We start from the raw sequence: 14,486 nt of genomic DNA, 5'->3' as shown, positions 1-14,486 counted from the left end.
GGGCGGTTGCCCGGCCCGCCCTGGGTGCCTAGCTTCGCCACCAGCTCCCCTTGACCTCCATGTATTGGAATGTCGGAGGGCAGGGTGGGGACGGCGGGGAAGGGACGGGTGCCATGAAGGGGCGCTGGGGCTGGTGGGGCCTCGTGATGGTGGGGCTGCTGTGTGGGTGCGCGGATCGCGATCGCTCGACGCTGGCGGATGGGCGTCTGACGGCGACGCCCGGTGGGGTGGACTTCCAACGGGTGGCCATCTTCGATGCGCGCGAAGCGGCCGTGACGTTGCGCAACGTGGGGCGCGCGCGCGTCACCGTGAACGAAGCCTGGGTGGAGGGGCCGGATGGCTCCTACCTGGCGGGCTTCACGGAGGATGGGCCGCACAGCCTGGCGCCCGGCCGCGATTGCACGCTGAAGGTCCGCTTCGCGCCGCAGGCGGCGGGCGGACTGGCGGGCACATTGGTGGTGCGCTCGGACACGCGGCTGGAGCCGCTGCTGCGCATCCCGTTGTCGGGCGCGGGCGTGGACGCCTGGGCGCGCGTGACGCCCACCCAGCTGGACTTCGGACGCATCGAGGCGGAGTCCACCAAGACGCTCGGCCTCCAACTGGAGAACCCGACGGAGCTGGCGGTGGAGGTGACGCCGCGGATGCTCGGCGCGGACAAGGATGAGTTCACCGCCGAGCCCGTGACGGTGGGCCCTGGCGAGAAGACGGAGCTGCTCCTCACCTTCAATCCTGTCCGCGTGGGGCTCAAGCAGGTGGCGCTCGTGGTGGCCCCGTGTCACGGCTGCGCGGACGTCCCGGTGCTCATCGCCGCGGAGGCGCTCGAGCGGGCGGTGGTGGCCGAGCCCGAGGTGTTGGACTTTGGCCCGGTGCCGGTGGACCGCGAGGCGCAGCGCGAGTCTCGGGTTCACAACATCAGCACGGAGCCGGTGACGCTCACCGCGCTGACGCTGGCGGGGATGGACCTGTCCTTCAGCCAGTCCAATCCTGGCTTCCCGCTCGTGCTCCAGCCGGGCGAGGTCCGGGGCTTCGAGCTTGTCTATAGCCCAGGCCACATGGGGCCCGCGGAGGATGAGGCGCTGTATCACGTCGACAGCAAGCGCCACCCCGAGCTGCCCGTGCAGCTCAAGGGTTACGGCGGCGCGGCCGAGCTGTGCGTATCACCCGTGGCGTATGACTTTGGACCGCAGCCGCTCGGCTCGAAGACGCGGGTGCGCGTCAACGTGAAGAACTGCGGCGCGTCCAACGCGGGGATGCTCACGCTCCAGGGGCTGGAGTGGCGGGCGGACCCCACGGGCGCCCCGCAGTTCAACCACACGCCGGTGAACCTGCCCTACACGCTGGCGCCCGGCGCGGAGATCAACCTCGACGTCTTCTATGAGCCGCTGCGCGAGGGGCCGGCCACGGGCTCGCTGGTGTTGACGACGGATGCGTTCGCCGCGGGCACGGTGCAGATGGACTTCCGCGGCACCGCCGAGCCCCATGCGCCCTGTGTGCTGGTGATGACGCCGCAGGAGCTGGACTTCGGCACGGTGCCACCGGGGCAGGGCGCGGTGCTGGGCATCAAGCTGGAGAACCGGGGCACGGACCTGTGCCCGGTGAAGAACATCCGCCTCACGGACAACGCGGGCGGCGTGTTCACCATGCCGGGCGGCGACCTGTATGGCGGCATCCTGTATCCGGGGGACTGGTTCAGCTTCGAGGTGGCCTTCTTGTCGCCGCTGACGGGCGGGGACTTCCATGGCTCGCTGCAGATTGAGCAGATGGAGCCGGCGCGGCCGGTGTTGCATGTGCCGCTCAAGGCGCATTCGCAGATGGCGTGTCTGGTGGCCTCGCCGGGCTTCGTGGACTGGGGCATTGCTCGCAAGGACTGTCCGCCCCGGCCGCGCGAGGTGAATTACCTCAACGCCTGCGTGGACCCTGTCGGCGTGCGCAATGTGTGGATTGGCCCGGGGACGACGGACTCGGAGTTCACGCTGCTCGATCATCCCGCGCCGCCGACGTTCCTGCTGCAGCCCGGGGCCTCGTTCACCATCGAGGTGGACTACGCCGCGCAGGTGCAGGGGATGAACCTGTCGCCGCTGTTCGTGGCCTCGGACGACTTGCCCGCGCCACTGCTGGTGCCGCTCATCGGCGAGTCGTCCAACCGCACGGACAAGACGGACAGCTTCGTGCAGCAGGACGTGAGCAAGGTGGACGTGCTGTTCGTGGTGGACAACACCGCGTCCATGGTCGAGGAGCAGCCGCGGCTCATCTCCGCCATCCCCGCGTTCGTGAACGCGGCCGAGGGCAAGGGTGTGGACATGCACGTGGCGGTGACGACCACGGGCATCTCGCCGGTGTCGGGCGCGTGTCCGGGCGGAGCGCTGGGGGGGGAGGCGGGCCGCTTCTTCCCGGTGGACAACAGCGCCCCGCGCATCCTCACGAGCGCGATGCCGGACCTGGCCACGCTGCTCCAGAACAACGTGCAGGTGGGGCGGTGCGCGCAGGTGGAGCAAGGCCTCGAGGCCATGCGGCGCGCGCTGAGCATCCCGCTGGTGAACAACGCGGATGATCCGCGCACGCCGCTGCCGGGTGACGGCAACGCGGGCTTCCTTCGCGACGAGGCCGCGCTGGTGGTGGTGTTCGTGGGCGACGAGGACGACCACTCCCCCGACGCGGTGGAGACCTACGTGCAGTGGGCGCATCAGCGCAAAGGCATCAACCAGCCGCAGCGCGCGACGTTCTACGCCATCGCGCCCACGGCACAGGCCTGCGCCACCGCGGGCGGGACGGGCACGCGCTACGCCGAGGCCACGGCCCGCACGGGCGGCGAGACGCTCAACATCTGCGCGGGGGACTACGCGCCGCTGTTGCGCACGGTGGCCAACAAGGCCTTCAGCGCGCAGGACCGCTTCCCGCTGAGCGACCTGCCGGATGCGGGCACCATCAAGGTCACGGTGGACGGGGTGCGGGTGCTCAACGGGTGGCGCTACGACGGGGCAACCCACAGCGTCATCTTCACCCAGGTGCCCCCGCCCGGCGCGAAGGTGGACATCTCGTATCGGCGCTCGTGCGCGGCCCGGTGAGGCGCGGCGTGAGTGTGAGGCACGCGAAGGGCCGGGAATCCGGCCTCGGACGTTCATGTCAGTCCCAGGTGCTACAGCTCTGCAGTCATCTGTGCGGATGACCAGAAAATTGGAGGACCTCCGGCGGTGAGTACCCTGAGGTCGTCCCTGTAGCCGCTGTCGAGGAGGCACCCGGTGAGCTCCCAGATGTCCGAAGGCAACTCGACGTCCCCAGCGGGCTTCCGCGCGGCCGGGCTTCGCGTCATCCGGGGCGAGGGTCAGCGCAGGGAGGAGCCGCTCGCCTCCCGAGACGCCGTGGCGCGCGTGCTGATGGAGGCCGGCGCGGACATGCTCCTCCGGCGGATCACCCCGGCTCGGGCCGGGGAAATCGAGCGCAAGGTGGATCGCATCCTGGATTTGTTCGACCGGGTGGACGCCGCGCCCGTCCTGATGCCGGTGCTGCGGCGTCACCTGGACGAGTTGGAAGCGCTGATGCGGGAGACCCGCGAGGTTCGCGCCGCCCGGCGCTAGGCGGCGGGTTGGGCGCATTCCACCCGCGCGGAGCGTCAGGGTGTTTGATTCCCCTGGCCGGGCCGCCTACGCTCGGGGGCCTTTCTCGCGCGGCCGGGCCGTGTCCATCGAAACCTACGGCAGCTACCAACTCCTCAAGCGGCTCGCCATGGGCGGGATGGCGCAGATCTATCTGGCGCGCCAGCAGGGCCCGGAGGGCTTCGAGAAGCTGTTGGTCCTCAAGCGGATCCTCCCGCACCTGACGGAGAACGCGGAGTTCGTCCGGATGTTCCTGGACGAGGCGCGCATCGCCGCTCGGCTCAACCACCCCAACGTGGTGCAGATCTTCAACCTGGGGGCGGAAGGGGACACGTACTTCATCGCCATGGAGTACATCCACGGCGCGGACGTGCGGCGCGTGTGGAAGCAGTCCGAGGCGGTAGGCCAGCCGCTGCCGGTCCCCCTGGCGTGCCGCATCCTCATCGAGGCGTGCGCGGGCCTGGACTACGCGCACAAGAAGGCGGACGCGGCGGGGCGGCCCCTGGGCATCGTCCACCGGGACGTGTCCCCGCAGAACATCCTCGTGACGTTCGAGGGGGGGGTGAAGGTGGTGGACTTCGGCATCGCCAAGGCGGCGGATCAGGCCACCGTCACGCGCTCCGGAGTCCTCAAGGGCAAGTACTCGTACATGTCCCCGGAGCAGGCCGCGGGGATGCGCGTGGACTGCCGCTCGGACGTGTTCGCGCTGGGCGTGGTGCTGTACGAACTGCTCACCGGGGCGCGTCTCTTCAAGCGCCCGTCGGATCTTCAGACGCTGGCGGCCGTGGCGGAGTGCCAGGTGGCGGTGCCGTCGCAGGTGGCGCCTCGGGTGCCGCAGAGCCTGGACGCCATCGTGCTCAAGGCGCTCGCGAAGGAGCCCGAGGCCCGCTTCCAAGAGGCGCTGCATCTACAGCTGGCCCTCGAGGACTGGCTGAGCCAGAACCGGCTGCCGTCCTCCACCGCGCACCTGGGCGCGTTCATGAAGGAGGCCTTCGCCGAGCGCCTGGCGGAGGAGTCGCGCGCGGGGGAGTTCCTCGTCGAGGACTCGGAGTCGGCGCCGTCCTCGGCCCGGGCGGATTCCGCCAGCCCCGCGCGGCGCACGGGGTTGAAGCCCGCGCTGCCGCCGAACACGGGGCGCTCGGAGAGCGAGCCCACCGCCACGTTGAGGCCGCGCACGGCCCACGCGAATCGTCCCAGCCGCCCGGAGCTGCGCCGCGACGAGCCCGAGGCCGAGCCGCCCCGCGCGCCCACGGGGACTCGACGCGCGGTGGAGTCGGTCACCCCGGCTCGGGCCTCGCGGATGGTCCCCGCCCAGCGTCCGGAGGGCGAGGGGCTGCCCGGCGCGGAGGCGCGCCCGTCTCGCTCGGGGATGCCGCCGGTGGTGGAGGAGGACGCGCCCACCCTGGCGATGATGGAGCCGCGCGGCCTGAGCTTCCCGCCGACGGCGCGGCCGGACCTCGCGGAGGACGAGGACGCGCCCACGTTGGATCAGCGCGCGGCGTCTCGCAGTGCCACGGTGTCGCTGCGTCAGCCGATCCGCTCCGTGGAGGAGGACGCGCCCACGATGGATGCGCGGGCGGTGGCCCGGCCGTCGCCCACCGCGACGCGTGGCATGCCCGCGGCGGATGTCGGGCCCGTGGGGGAGCCCCGCGCGGCGTCGCGCTCCGGGGTGTCCATCGCCCGTGCGACCCCGGGCCCCGAGGCGCGGGTGTCTCGGGCGGGAGTTCCGGTGGCGGAGCCTTCGCCCGCGGTCGCTGTTCGCGGTCCGTCGCGCATGTCCGTGCCGGCGATGCGTTCGGTTCCTCCGCGGACCGATACGCTCACGGAGCACGCGACGCTGTCGGTGACCGAAGGCGAGGCCCGCTCGAACCGCGTGGGTCTGTGGGGCGGAATCGGCGCGGCGGTGGTATTGGCGGTGCTCGCGCTGTGGTTGCTGCTGCGCCCCGATGCGGAGCCCGCGGGCACCGTGCCCCTGAACCCGCCCGCGCTGAGGCCGCCGCCTCCTCCCGCGAGGACGCAGCCCCCGCCTGAGCAGGGCGCTGCGACGCAGGTGGTACCCGCGACGAATGCGCCCGCGGAGACCGCGCCCGGCACGACGCCATCGACGCAGCCGACGCCCGCGCCGACCGTGGCGGCTGCCCCGGCCGACCAGACCGCTCCGGCCCACGTGGCTGCGCCGCAGGCCGCGCCGCGCGAAGCGACTCCTCCGCGCCCCGTGGCGCCGGCCCGCACGGAGCCGAAGCCGGCCGAGCCCCGCGCGGCTCCCGTGCGTGAGGTGGTGCGTGCGGAGCCGAAGGTTGCCGACCGCATGGCGTTGGTGCGCTTCGTGGCCACGCCCTGGGCGGAGGTGAGCTGCAACGGGCGCAAGCTGGGCGAGACTCCGTTCAAGGAAGTCGAGCTGCGGGTGGGCACGTATGACTGCAAGTTCTCCAACCCCGAGCTAAAGCGGACCGTGAGCCGCCGCATCGAGGTCCGGCCCATCGACCTCAACGTGGTGAGCGTGAAGCTCGACTAGGCCGCCTCGGATGCCCGCGTGACGCTCGAAGCTGGGACCCGCATTGGGAAGTACGTCGTCCGCCGCAAGCTCGCCGAGGGCGGCATGGCGGAGATCTATCTGTGCACGGCCCGAGGGCCCGAGGGTTTCGAGAAGGAAGTCGTCATCAAGCGCGTGCGCGCGTTCCTGGCGAGCGACTCCGAGTTCGTGCAGATGTTCATCGCGGAGGCGCGGCTGGCCTCGCGGCTGAACCACGCCAACGTGGTGCAGATCTTCGACTTCGACAAGCACGAGGACACGTACTACCTGGCCATGGAGTACGTGCGAGGCTGCTCGCTGTGGGAGCTGCGCAAGCGGTGCAAGGAGCACCTGACGCCCATCCCGCCGACGCTGGTGGCGTACATGGGCGCGGAGATCGCTCGGGCGCTGCACGCGGCGCATCGCCTGAAGATCAACGGCGAGCACCTCCACCTCGTGCACCGCGACGTCACGCCGCACAACGTGCTGCTGTCCTTCGATGGCGCCGTGAAGCTGACGGACTTTGGAATCGCGAAGGCGGGCAACCGGCTGTCACAGCCGGGCGTTCTCAAGGGCAAGTTCGCGTACATGTCGCCCGAGCAGGCTCGGGGCGAAGCGGTGGACGCGCGCACGGACATCTTCGCGCTGGGCGTGGTGCTGTGGGAGATGCTCACGGGCGGCCGCCTCTTCGACGGCGACTCCGAGGTGGCGGTGCTGCGCGCGGTGCAGCACTCGCTGATTCCGCCGCCGGCTCGGCTCAATCCCGACGTGCCCGCGGACCTGGATGCCGCGGTGATGCGAGCGCTCCAGCGCGACCCGAACGCACGCTTCCAGACCGCCTCGGAGCTGGAGCGGGCGTTGGCGCAGAGCGCGCTCCAGCATGCGCGTTCGGTGGATGACACGAACGTGGGAATGTTCCTGCGCCGCCTGTTCCCCGAGGCCGCCACGTATGTGGCGCTGCCCGCGGTGCGCGACCGCTCTCAAGTGGGGCAGGGCGGCGTGGAGTCGCCGGTCGTTCCCGTGGCGCGGGAGCCCACGGCGGTGATGCGGCCCGGGCGCGAGCGTCCCCTCGCGTCCTCGCGGCTCTCTCCAGATGAAGATGTGGACGCGGCCACGGTGGTGTTGCCGCGTCGCGAGGATGGATCTCCGGAGCTTCCTCCCGCTGCGACGCCAATGATGCCGCTGCCCGCGGTGCGTCTGTCGGTGCGCCCCGCGGGAGGCGCGGCCGCTGCGCTGCCGCCCGTGGCCGCGCCGATCGCCGCGGTGCGAGCGGGCCCTCCCGATGCGGCGCAGGCGGACCGAGGAGCGGCTGAGCGCACGCCTCGCGGCGAAGATGCGTCGACCATTTCGGTGCCGGCATTGAGGGAAGGCGCGCAAGGCCTCCGCGCGGATGCATCACTCGAACACGCGAATGCCGGTGTGGGCGCGGCGCAAGCCGAGCTCCCGCGTCGGCCCGAGAGTCCTTCAAAGCCGGCAGAACTCAAGCAGGGGGCCGGTGAACAGGCCGCAGAGGGACGCCACTCCCGTGGGGCTGATGCATCCGCAGCGTCGGGGCGGCATTCGGGTAGCGCCGGTGCTCCGGTCTCAGAGGGAAGCCATTCGAGTGGGTCCGATGCATCCGCAGCGCCGGGACGGCATTCGGGTGAGGCCGATGCCTCCTCTGCGGGGCAGGTCGCGCTGGCAGGCAAGGGCGGCGTTCCGGTCGCAGCGGAGGGGGGCGTCGCCGCTGCCGCAGGCTCGTCTGCGCATTCGCGCGGAGCACCTGGGGATGTCTCGAAGCCGTCGCTCCTGGAGGTGGTTGGCGCTCCGGCGGTTCAGTCATCACGACCCAGTGAAGCCGGCTCCCCCCGCGCGCAGGGGCCGAACGCAGCAGTTGCCTCGGAATTGACTCCGGCCGCGGTCTCTTCGCTCGCGGCGTCGAAGGGCCGCAAGGCGTGGCCCTGGCTCGGCGCGGGCGCGCTCGGGCTCGCGGCGCTCGTCGGGTTCGTGGCCATTCCGCGGACGCGCACCTCGGACGCATCGCAAGGTGGGTCTCCCATGGCGCCGTCCGCGAAGTCGCCCACCGTCGTGGCGAGCACGGACGCGGCGCCCGAACACGCCGCGCAACAGGCGAAGCCGACCGAGTCCGCTCCAATCGTCACCCCTCGGGCGGACACCGTTGCGCACCCGACGAAGCCGGGTGAGTCCGCTCCAGCTGTCCCCACTCAACCGAGCAGTTCCACGGAGCAGGGGAAGACCGCGTCGGAGTCCGACGCCGAGGTCGAGGGCCTCAAGCGCGAGTCCGCCCTCGCTGACGAGCCTCGGCGTCCGAACGCGAAGTCGCCCACCGAGGCGTCCGCTCCAGCAGATGCGGGAGTGGTGGCCTTGGGCACCCTCAAACTGCGCGCCTCGCCGTACGCCACCGTCTTCCTCGACGGGAAACGTCTGGGCGAGGTGCAGGGCCTGGCGTCGTACCGCCTCACCGCGGGCACCTATCGGCTCACCTTCGAACACCCGAGCGGCGCCAAGTCGCTCACCGTCACCATCCCCGCCAACGGCTCCGTGTCGCGAGACTTCCGCGCCACCACCGGGCGCTGAGTCCTTCGCACTTCACGGAGGCGTGACGCGAGCGTGAGCCCTCCGCCGCTCCGGCCCGTGCCGTCTCCAGTCGCGATCTGACTCGTTGCGTCGAGGTCTTCCTCGTCGCGTGCGCGTCGTCACGCCTGCTCGCCCTTCGTCCTGGTCCACCTTGACACCGATGGGGCCGTTCTGGCACACATGCGCTCCATTCAGTAGGTTATATTCAATGGAATCCATGGAGTTGCTCGACCCCGACGAGCTCGAACGCATCGAGCGCGAGAACGCGGGGGGGCTGCCCGCGACGGCCATCCTGGAAATCTTTCGACCTCGGGGGGTTCGCCTCTCGGAGGCGACGTTTCGCAAGTACGTCCAGGCTGGCCTGCTACCGCGCAGCCGTCGGGTGGGGCGCAAGGGCAAGCACCAGGGGAGCCTCGGGCTCTATCCGGTGGAAGCTGTGCGCCGCATCAATGTCATCAAGCGGATGATGGCGGAGGGGCACACCCTGGAGGACATCCGCCGCTCGTTCGTGTTTCACCGCAACCACATCGACCAGTTGGAGCGCGATCTGGCCGAGGTGCTCGATGGCTTTCAGGAGGAGCTGGGGGAGCGGAGTTCGGCCGGGTCACACCGGCGTGTGCTCGAGGCGGAGTTGGCAACGCTGAGGCAAAGAGCGCAGGATCTGGTCCGGGATGTGGCCCGGCTAGGCAGCGCTGTCACGGCTCGCGAAGACGAAACGATCCGTTCGCAATAGAATGCCGGCCCCAGGGAACCGGATAGACTCCAAAGATTCTGGAGGGGACATGTCGGAAGTGAAGCAGCTAGAGGGCGATGGGGGAGAAGCGGAGGAGCAGCCCGCGGAGCGCCGCCGCTCCAAGACGATGTCGCGCAAGGAGATGGCCAGGGACCTGCGCCGTCGCCGGCTCGCGGGCCAGCTGGACCCGGAGGAGGGTGACCTCCTCAAGACCGTGGATGACGAGCGCCCGCGCACGCGCGCGGACTGCGTCAACGGCCCGCGTCCGTGCCTCTTCGTCTCCTGCAAGCACAACCTCTACTTGGACGTGAACCCCGAGACGGGCTCCATCAAGCTGAACTTCCCGGACAAGGAGATCTGGGAGCTGGAGCACACCTGCGCCCTGGACGTGGCGGAGAAGGGGGGCATCACGCTCGAGGAGGTGGGGGAGATCATGAACCTCACGCGCGAGCGCATTCGTCAGGTGGAAACGCGCGGGCTCATGAAGCTGCGCGAGGCCACCGAGACCGATCCTCCTGTGTCCGCTCGCAAGCCCTGAGGGGAGTCGAGCGTGGTGTCGCCTGCGGACGGGTGTCCAACGTGTTGCGTTGACACCCTGGGGGGTGGTTGCTAGGACCGCCGCCTCCCGCAAACCGAGGCGCAGACGTGCTGGCCCTACTGAGCGTTTCCGACAAACGCGGTCTGGTTCCCTTTGCCCAAGGCCTGGTTCGGTTGGGCTTCCGCCTCCTGTCCACCGGGGGCACGCTGGAGACCTTGAAGGGCGCGGGGGTCCCCGCGACGCAGGTCTCCGAGCACACCCAGAGCCCCGAGATTCTTGGCGGCCGGGTGAAGACGCTGCATCCCCGTATTCACGGTGGACTCCTGGGTCGCCCCGACTTGGAGAGCGACCGGGCGGAGATGGCGGCCAACCGCATCGAGCCCATCTCGCTCGTGGCCGTGAACCTCTATCCGTTCCGCCAGACGGTGGCCTCGGGCGCGTCCGAGGACGCGATCATCGAGCAGATCGACATCGGCGGTCCGGCGATGGTCCGCGCGTCCGCGAAGAACTTCAAGCACGTCGCCGTGGTGGTGGATCCGGATGACTATCCGGCGGTGCTGGCCGAGCTGGAGGCGGGCAAGGCGGTCGGTGAGGCGACCCGTCGCCGCCTGATGCGCAAGGCCTTCGCGCACACCGCGGCCTACGACGCGTCTATCTCCGGGTGGTTGTCCTCGCAGGCGGGCGAGCCGTTCCCCGAGGAGCTGTCGCTCACGTTCGAGAAGGCCCAGGGCCTGCGTTACGGCGAGAACCCCCACCAGCGCGGCGCCTTCTACCGCGAGCGCCTGGCTCCGCCCGAGCCGACGGTGGCGTTCGCGAAGGTGCTCCAGGGCAAGGAACTCTCGTACAACAACATCCTGGACCTGGACGCGGCGCTGGGGCTCGTCCTCGAGTTCCCCGAGCGGCCGTGCGCCGTCATCATCAAGCACAACACCCCGTGTGGCGTGGCGGTGGATGACTCGCTGGAGACGGCGTACCGCACCGCGCGCAAGGTGGACGAGGTGTCCGCGTTCGGCGGCATCGTCGCCCTCAACCGGGAGGTCGACGAGTCCGTGGCGAAGGCCATGGCGGAGACCTTCCTGGAGGCGGTCATCGCGCCGTCGTACTCGCCGGCCGCGCTCCAGGTGCTGGCGACCAAGAAGAACCTGCGGCTGCTGGAGGCGGGCCCCGCGCTGGCGTCTGCCACCGCGCGTCCGCGCGCTCAGCTGGATGGGCGCAGCGTGTCGGGCGGGCTGCTGCTGATGGACCGCGACGCCGTGGAGCCGCCGCTGGAATGGAAGGTCGTCTCCAAGCGCGCCCCCACGCCGGACGAGGAGCGGGCGCTGCGCTTCGCGTGGAAGGTCTGCAAGCACGTGAAGAGCAACGCCATCGTCTTCGCCTCGGAGGCGCAGCTCTTGGCGCAAGGCGGCGGGCAGACGAACCGGGTGGACTCGGTGCGCATCGCCCAGTCCCGGGGCGGCGAGGCGCTCAAGGGGAGCGCCGTGGCCTCGGACGCCTTCTTCCCCTTCCGGGACGGACTCGACGCGGCGGCCCGAGCCGGGGCCACGGCTGTCATCCACCCAGGAGGTTCGGTGCGTGACGCGGAGGTTATCGCCGCCGCGGACGAACAGGGGATGGCCATGGTGGTGACGGGAGTGCGACACTTCCGCCACTGAATCCATGCGCATCGTCTGTCAGAAATGCGCGGCCGCCTACGCGATCGACGATCGGTTGATCTCGCCCAAGGGTGTCCGTGCCCAGTGCCCGCGCTGTCGGCACCTCCAGCTCGTCAAGCGAGACCCCACGGCTTCGGCCGCGGGGGCTCCGGCCCTCGGGGCCGAGCCTCGGAGTAATCCCGACAGCGCCGCCGCGCCCGCGTTGGGTGCCGAGCCGCGAAGCAGCGGAGGCGCCGCGCCGCCCACGCTGAGCCCCGAGCCTCGCAGTGGTCCTCGGCCGGGTGCCTCGCCGGGCGCGGGGGGACGGGCTGCTCCCGCGCCCCGTGCCGCCCCCCGGACTCCGGTGGCCCAGGCGGACCCCTTCGCGGACTTCGCCGCGCCCGCGCCTCAGGGGCCGGGTGCGGCGCAGGCGGATCCGTTCGCGGACTTGGGCGCGCCGCCAGCCGCGTCGTCGGGCGATCCGTTGCTCGACTTCCTGGGCCCGCCGCCGCAGGAGCTGCCGCCCGCGCCCGTGTCGGGACGCACCGCGCCGGCGGTCGTCGTCTCGCTGGGCCAGCGAACCCCCGCTCCCGTTGCCGCCGCCCCGGCCCAGGTCGAGGCCACTTCGGGATGCCGCACGTGCGGCAAGCCGTTGACGGATCCGTTCGATCAGGCCCTCGGGATGTGTGATGACTGCCGGCAGCGAGCGCCGGCTCCGTCGCCCGCGGTCGTCGCTCGCTCGGCGCCGGGGTCGGACCTGGATCTTCCGCTGTTGTCGGCGCCGGACGGCGATGCGCCCGCGCTGAGCGTGGAGCCTCGGAGTGGCTCTCGGGCCGCGCCGGCTCCCGCGCTGGGGGCCGAGCCTCGCAGCGGGGCTCGGACCATCACCCGGAGCTCGCATGTGGCGGTCGCGCCGGCGCGGGTGGCCCGGCTCGACTCGGGCCGCGGCAAGGGCCCATGGGTGGCGCTGGGCGTCCTGTTGCTCGGGGCCGCGGGCGCGGGTGGGTACTTCTTCGTCCTGAAGCCGCGTCAGCTCGAAGCGGGGAAGGGGGCGACGGCGGCGCGCTCGCAGGCGGTTCCCGAGGCCATCGAGGCGGCGCTGGGGCGCTGGCGCCTCCAGTACCTCGACCTGTCGGGCACCAGCGAGGAGCAGTACGCCGAGGGCGTGGCCCTGCTGGCCAGGGAGCAGCGGCGCGCGTACGCGGAGGCGGAGGAGTCCTTCCAGCAGGCGCTGCTGTTGGACCCGAACAACGACGCGGCCGTGGCCGGCTATGTCCAGTCCGTGGCGCTGGGCCAGGGCGCGGGCATGGATGAGGCTACGTTCCAGGAGGCGCGCGCGCTGGTGGAGGCCTCGGAAGGCCGCACGGACCATCTGCCGGCGCTGCTGGTGGCCCACGCGAACCTGCTGCTCACGCGCACGCGCCAGCCGGAACTGTGGGAGCGGGCGCGCACGCTGGCTGACTCGGTGCTGGCCTTGAAGACGGCCACGCCGGCGCAGAAGGCCGAGGCGTACCTGGTGTTGGGGCGCGCGTACCTGTCCACGTCGAAGGAGCTGGCCCGCGAGCGGTTCGACTCGGCGCTGGAGCTGGCGCCGGACCTCAAGCGCGTGCACTTCTACCGTGCGCTCGCGCACGAGGCCGCGGGCGAGTACTCGCTCGCGCTGGAGAAGCTGCGCAAGCGGCTGGAGCTGGACCCCACGGACTGGGACAGCCTGGCGGCGCTCGCGCGCATCTACCAGGAAGTGGGCGAGCCGGCCGAGGCGCGGCGGTTGTACGAGGCTCGCGTGAAGTCGCAGACGGGAGACCTGCGGGCTCCGCTGGCGCTCGCGGTGCTGCGCTACCAGGGCGAAGGAAGTCCCGGCGCCGCGGCGCGAGAGCTTCGCGCGCTGCTGAAGGGCCGCGCTCGCTATGCCCCGCGTGAGGTCGCCGAGGTGCTCGCGCATCTGGCGGCGGCGGAGCGGACGGCGGGCAATGCAGAGGCCGCGGTGAAGGCCGCGGACGAGGCCCTGGGCCTGATGCCCAATCTGCCCGAGGCGCACCTGCAGCTCCTGTTGGTCGCGCTGGGCCGGAAGGATTCAGCCAAGGATGTGGCCAAGGCGCGCACGCACTGGGCGGCCTGCCAGGGACGCTTGGAGGACGCCGCGCTCGAGAAGCTCCTGGAGGGCCGCGTGCTGCTCCTGGAGAAGAAGCCCGCCGAGGCGCTGGAGCGCTTCCAGCAGTCGGTGGAGTTGGACGCGCGGAGGCTGGACGCGAAGCTGCTGGCGGGCGTGGCGGCGGCGGCTGGCGGGACCCGACGGGACGAGACCTTCCGTATTCTCTTCCAGGCGCAGGACGCGGATCCGCTGCGGCTGGCGCCTCGGCCCGCGGTGACGCGCTTCTGGCTGCGTCCCGAGGACACGCTGGAGGGGATCGAGGGCGTCATCCTCGCGCTCGGCGAGGGACACCCGGAGGACGTGCGTCCCCTGCTGTACGAGGGCCTCTTGCGCTTCGAGCAGGGCGCGGTGGACGTGGCGGAGCGCCACTTCAAGGCCGTGCTCGAGGTGGACAGCAACAACGCGAACGCGCTGGCATACCGCGCGCTCATCGCGCTGCGCGCGGGCAATGCGACGGCGGCGCGCTCCCTGGCGACGCAAGCCGTGACGGTGGGCCGGCAGCTTCCCGTGGCGCATCTGGCGCTGGGGCTCGCGCTGGCCGATGCGCGTCAGGTCGAGCCCGCCAAGCGTTCGCTGCGCGAGGCGCTCCGGTTGTCGCAGTCGCTCGTGACCGCGCAGGTGAAGCTGGCGGAGCTGGAGGTGGACACGCATCCGGCGACTTCGAGCGCGACGCTCTTGCGCGTGGTGGGGTTGGACGCGGAGAACCTCCCCGCCAAGCGGTTGCTCTATCTGTTGAACCAGCGAGGTTGA

Annotated in this window: 8 protein-coding genes; all 8 read left to right on the top strand. The window is 71.2% G+C overall.

The genetic code is table 11. From position 1 onward, the window contains the following. Positions 1-113: 113 nt before the first annotated feature. On the top strand, positions 114-3,065 hold the full coding sequence (locus tag KRR26_RS14925; RefSeq protein ID WP_217080142.1) for a choice-of-anchor D domain-containing protein: 2,952 nt from the start codon (positions 114-116) through the stop codon (positions 3,063-3,065). A 186-nt stretch (positions 3,066-3,251) separates the two neighbouring features. Further along, positions 3,252-3,575: a hypothetical protein gene (locus tag KRR26_RS14920; RefSeq protein ID WP_217080184.1), complete on the top strand. Its 324-nt coding sequence runs from the start codon at positions 3,252-3,254 to the stop codon at positions 3,573-3,575. 100 nt (positions 3,576-3,675) lie between these two features. Continuing rightward, positions 3,676-6,108 (top strand): serine/threonine-protein kinase, encoded by a 2,433-nt coding sequence (locus tag KRR26_RS14915; RefSeq protein ID WP_217080141.1) that lies wholly within the window; start codon positions 3,676-3,678, stop codon positions 6,106-6,108. Between the two features lie 18 nt (positions 6,109-6,126). Further along, positions 6,127-8,682, top strand: a complete 2,556-nt coding sequence (locus tag KRR26_RS14910; protein ID WP_217080140.1) for a protein kinase domain-containing protein — start codon at positions 6,127-6,129, stop codon at positions 8,680-8,682. A 208-nt stretch (positions 8,683-8,890) separates the two neighbouring features. Continuing rightward, positions 8,891-9,415, top strand: coding sequence for a MerR family transcriptional regulator (locus tag KRR26_RS14905; RefSeq protein WP_120206947.1), 525 nt, complete (start codon positions 8,891-8,893; stop codon positions 9,413-9,415). A gap of 49 nt (positions 9,416-9,464) precedes the next feature. Next, complete coding sequence (locus KRR26_RS14900) at positions 9,465-9,953, top strand: sigma factor-like helix-turn-helix DNA-binding protein (protein WP_120206945.1); 489 nt, start codon at positions 9,465-9,467, stop codon at positions 9,951-9,953. A gap of 107 nt (positions 9,954-10,060) precedes the next feature. Continuing rightward, on the top strand, positions 10,061-11,605 hold the full coding sequence (gene purH / locus KRR26_RS14895) for a bifunctional phosphoribosylaminoimidazolecarboxamide formyltransferase/IMP cyclohydrolase (protein ID WP_120206943.1): 1,545 nt from the start codon (positions 10,061-10,063) through the stop codon (positions 11,603-11,605). 4 nt (positions 11,606-11,609) lie between these two features. Further along, on the top strand, positions 11,610-14,486 hold the full coding sequence (locus KRR26_RS14890) for a zinc-ribbon domain-containing protein (protein ID WP_217080139.1): 2,877 nt from the start codon (positions 11,610-11,612) through the stop codon (positions 14,484-14,486).

The sequence above is a fragment of the Citreicoccus inhibens genome (assembly GCF_019039035.1).
GTDB classification, from domain to species: domain Bacteria; phylum Myxococcota; class Myxococcia; order Myxococcales; family Myxococcaceae; genus Citreicoccus; species Citreicoccus inhibens.
The sequence above is the reverse complement of the archived record's forward strand: the minus strand, read 5'-3'. Positions and strand labels throughout refer to the sequence as shown.

Bases quoted from the DNA above. Each gene is read 5' to 3' on its own strand.
- KRR26_RS14925 (WP_217080142.1), top strand. From the start codon at position 114: ATGAAGGGGCGCTGGGGCTGGTGGGGCCTCGTGATGGTGGGGCTGCTG.
- KRR26_RS14905 (WP_120206947.1), top strand. From the start codon at position 8,891: ATGGAATCCATGGAGTTGCTCGACCCCGACGAGCTCGAACGCATCGAG.
- KRR26_RS14900 (WP_120206945.1), top strand. From the start codon at position 9,465: ATGTCGGAAGTGAAGCAGCTAGAGGGCGATGGGGGAGAAGCGGAGGAG.
- KRR26_RS14890 (WP_217080139.1), top strand. From the start codon at position 11,610: ATGCGCATCGTCTGTCAGAAATGCGCGGCCGCCTACGCGATCGACGAT.
- KRR26_RS14920 (WP_217080184.1), top strand. From the start codon at position 3,252: ATGTCCGAAGGCAACTCGACGTCCCCAGCGGGCTTCCGCGCGGCCGGG.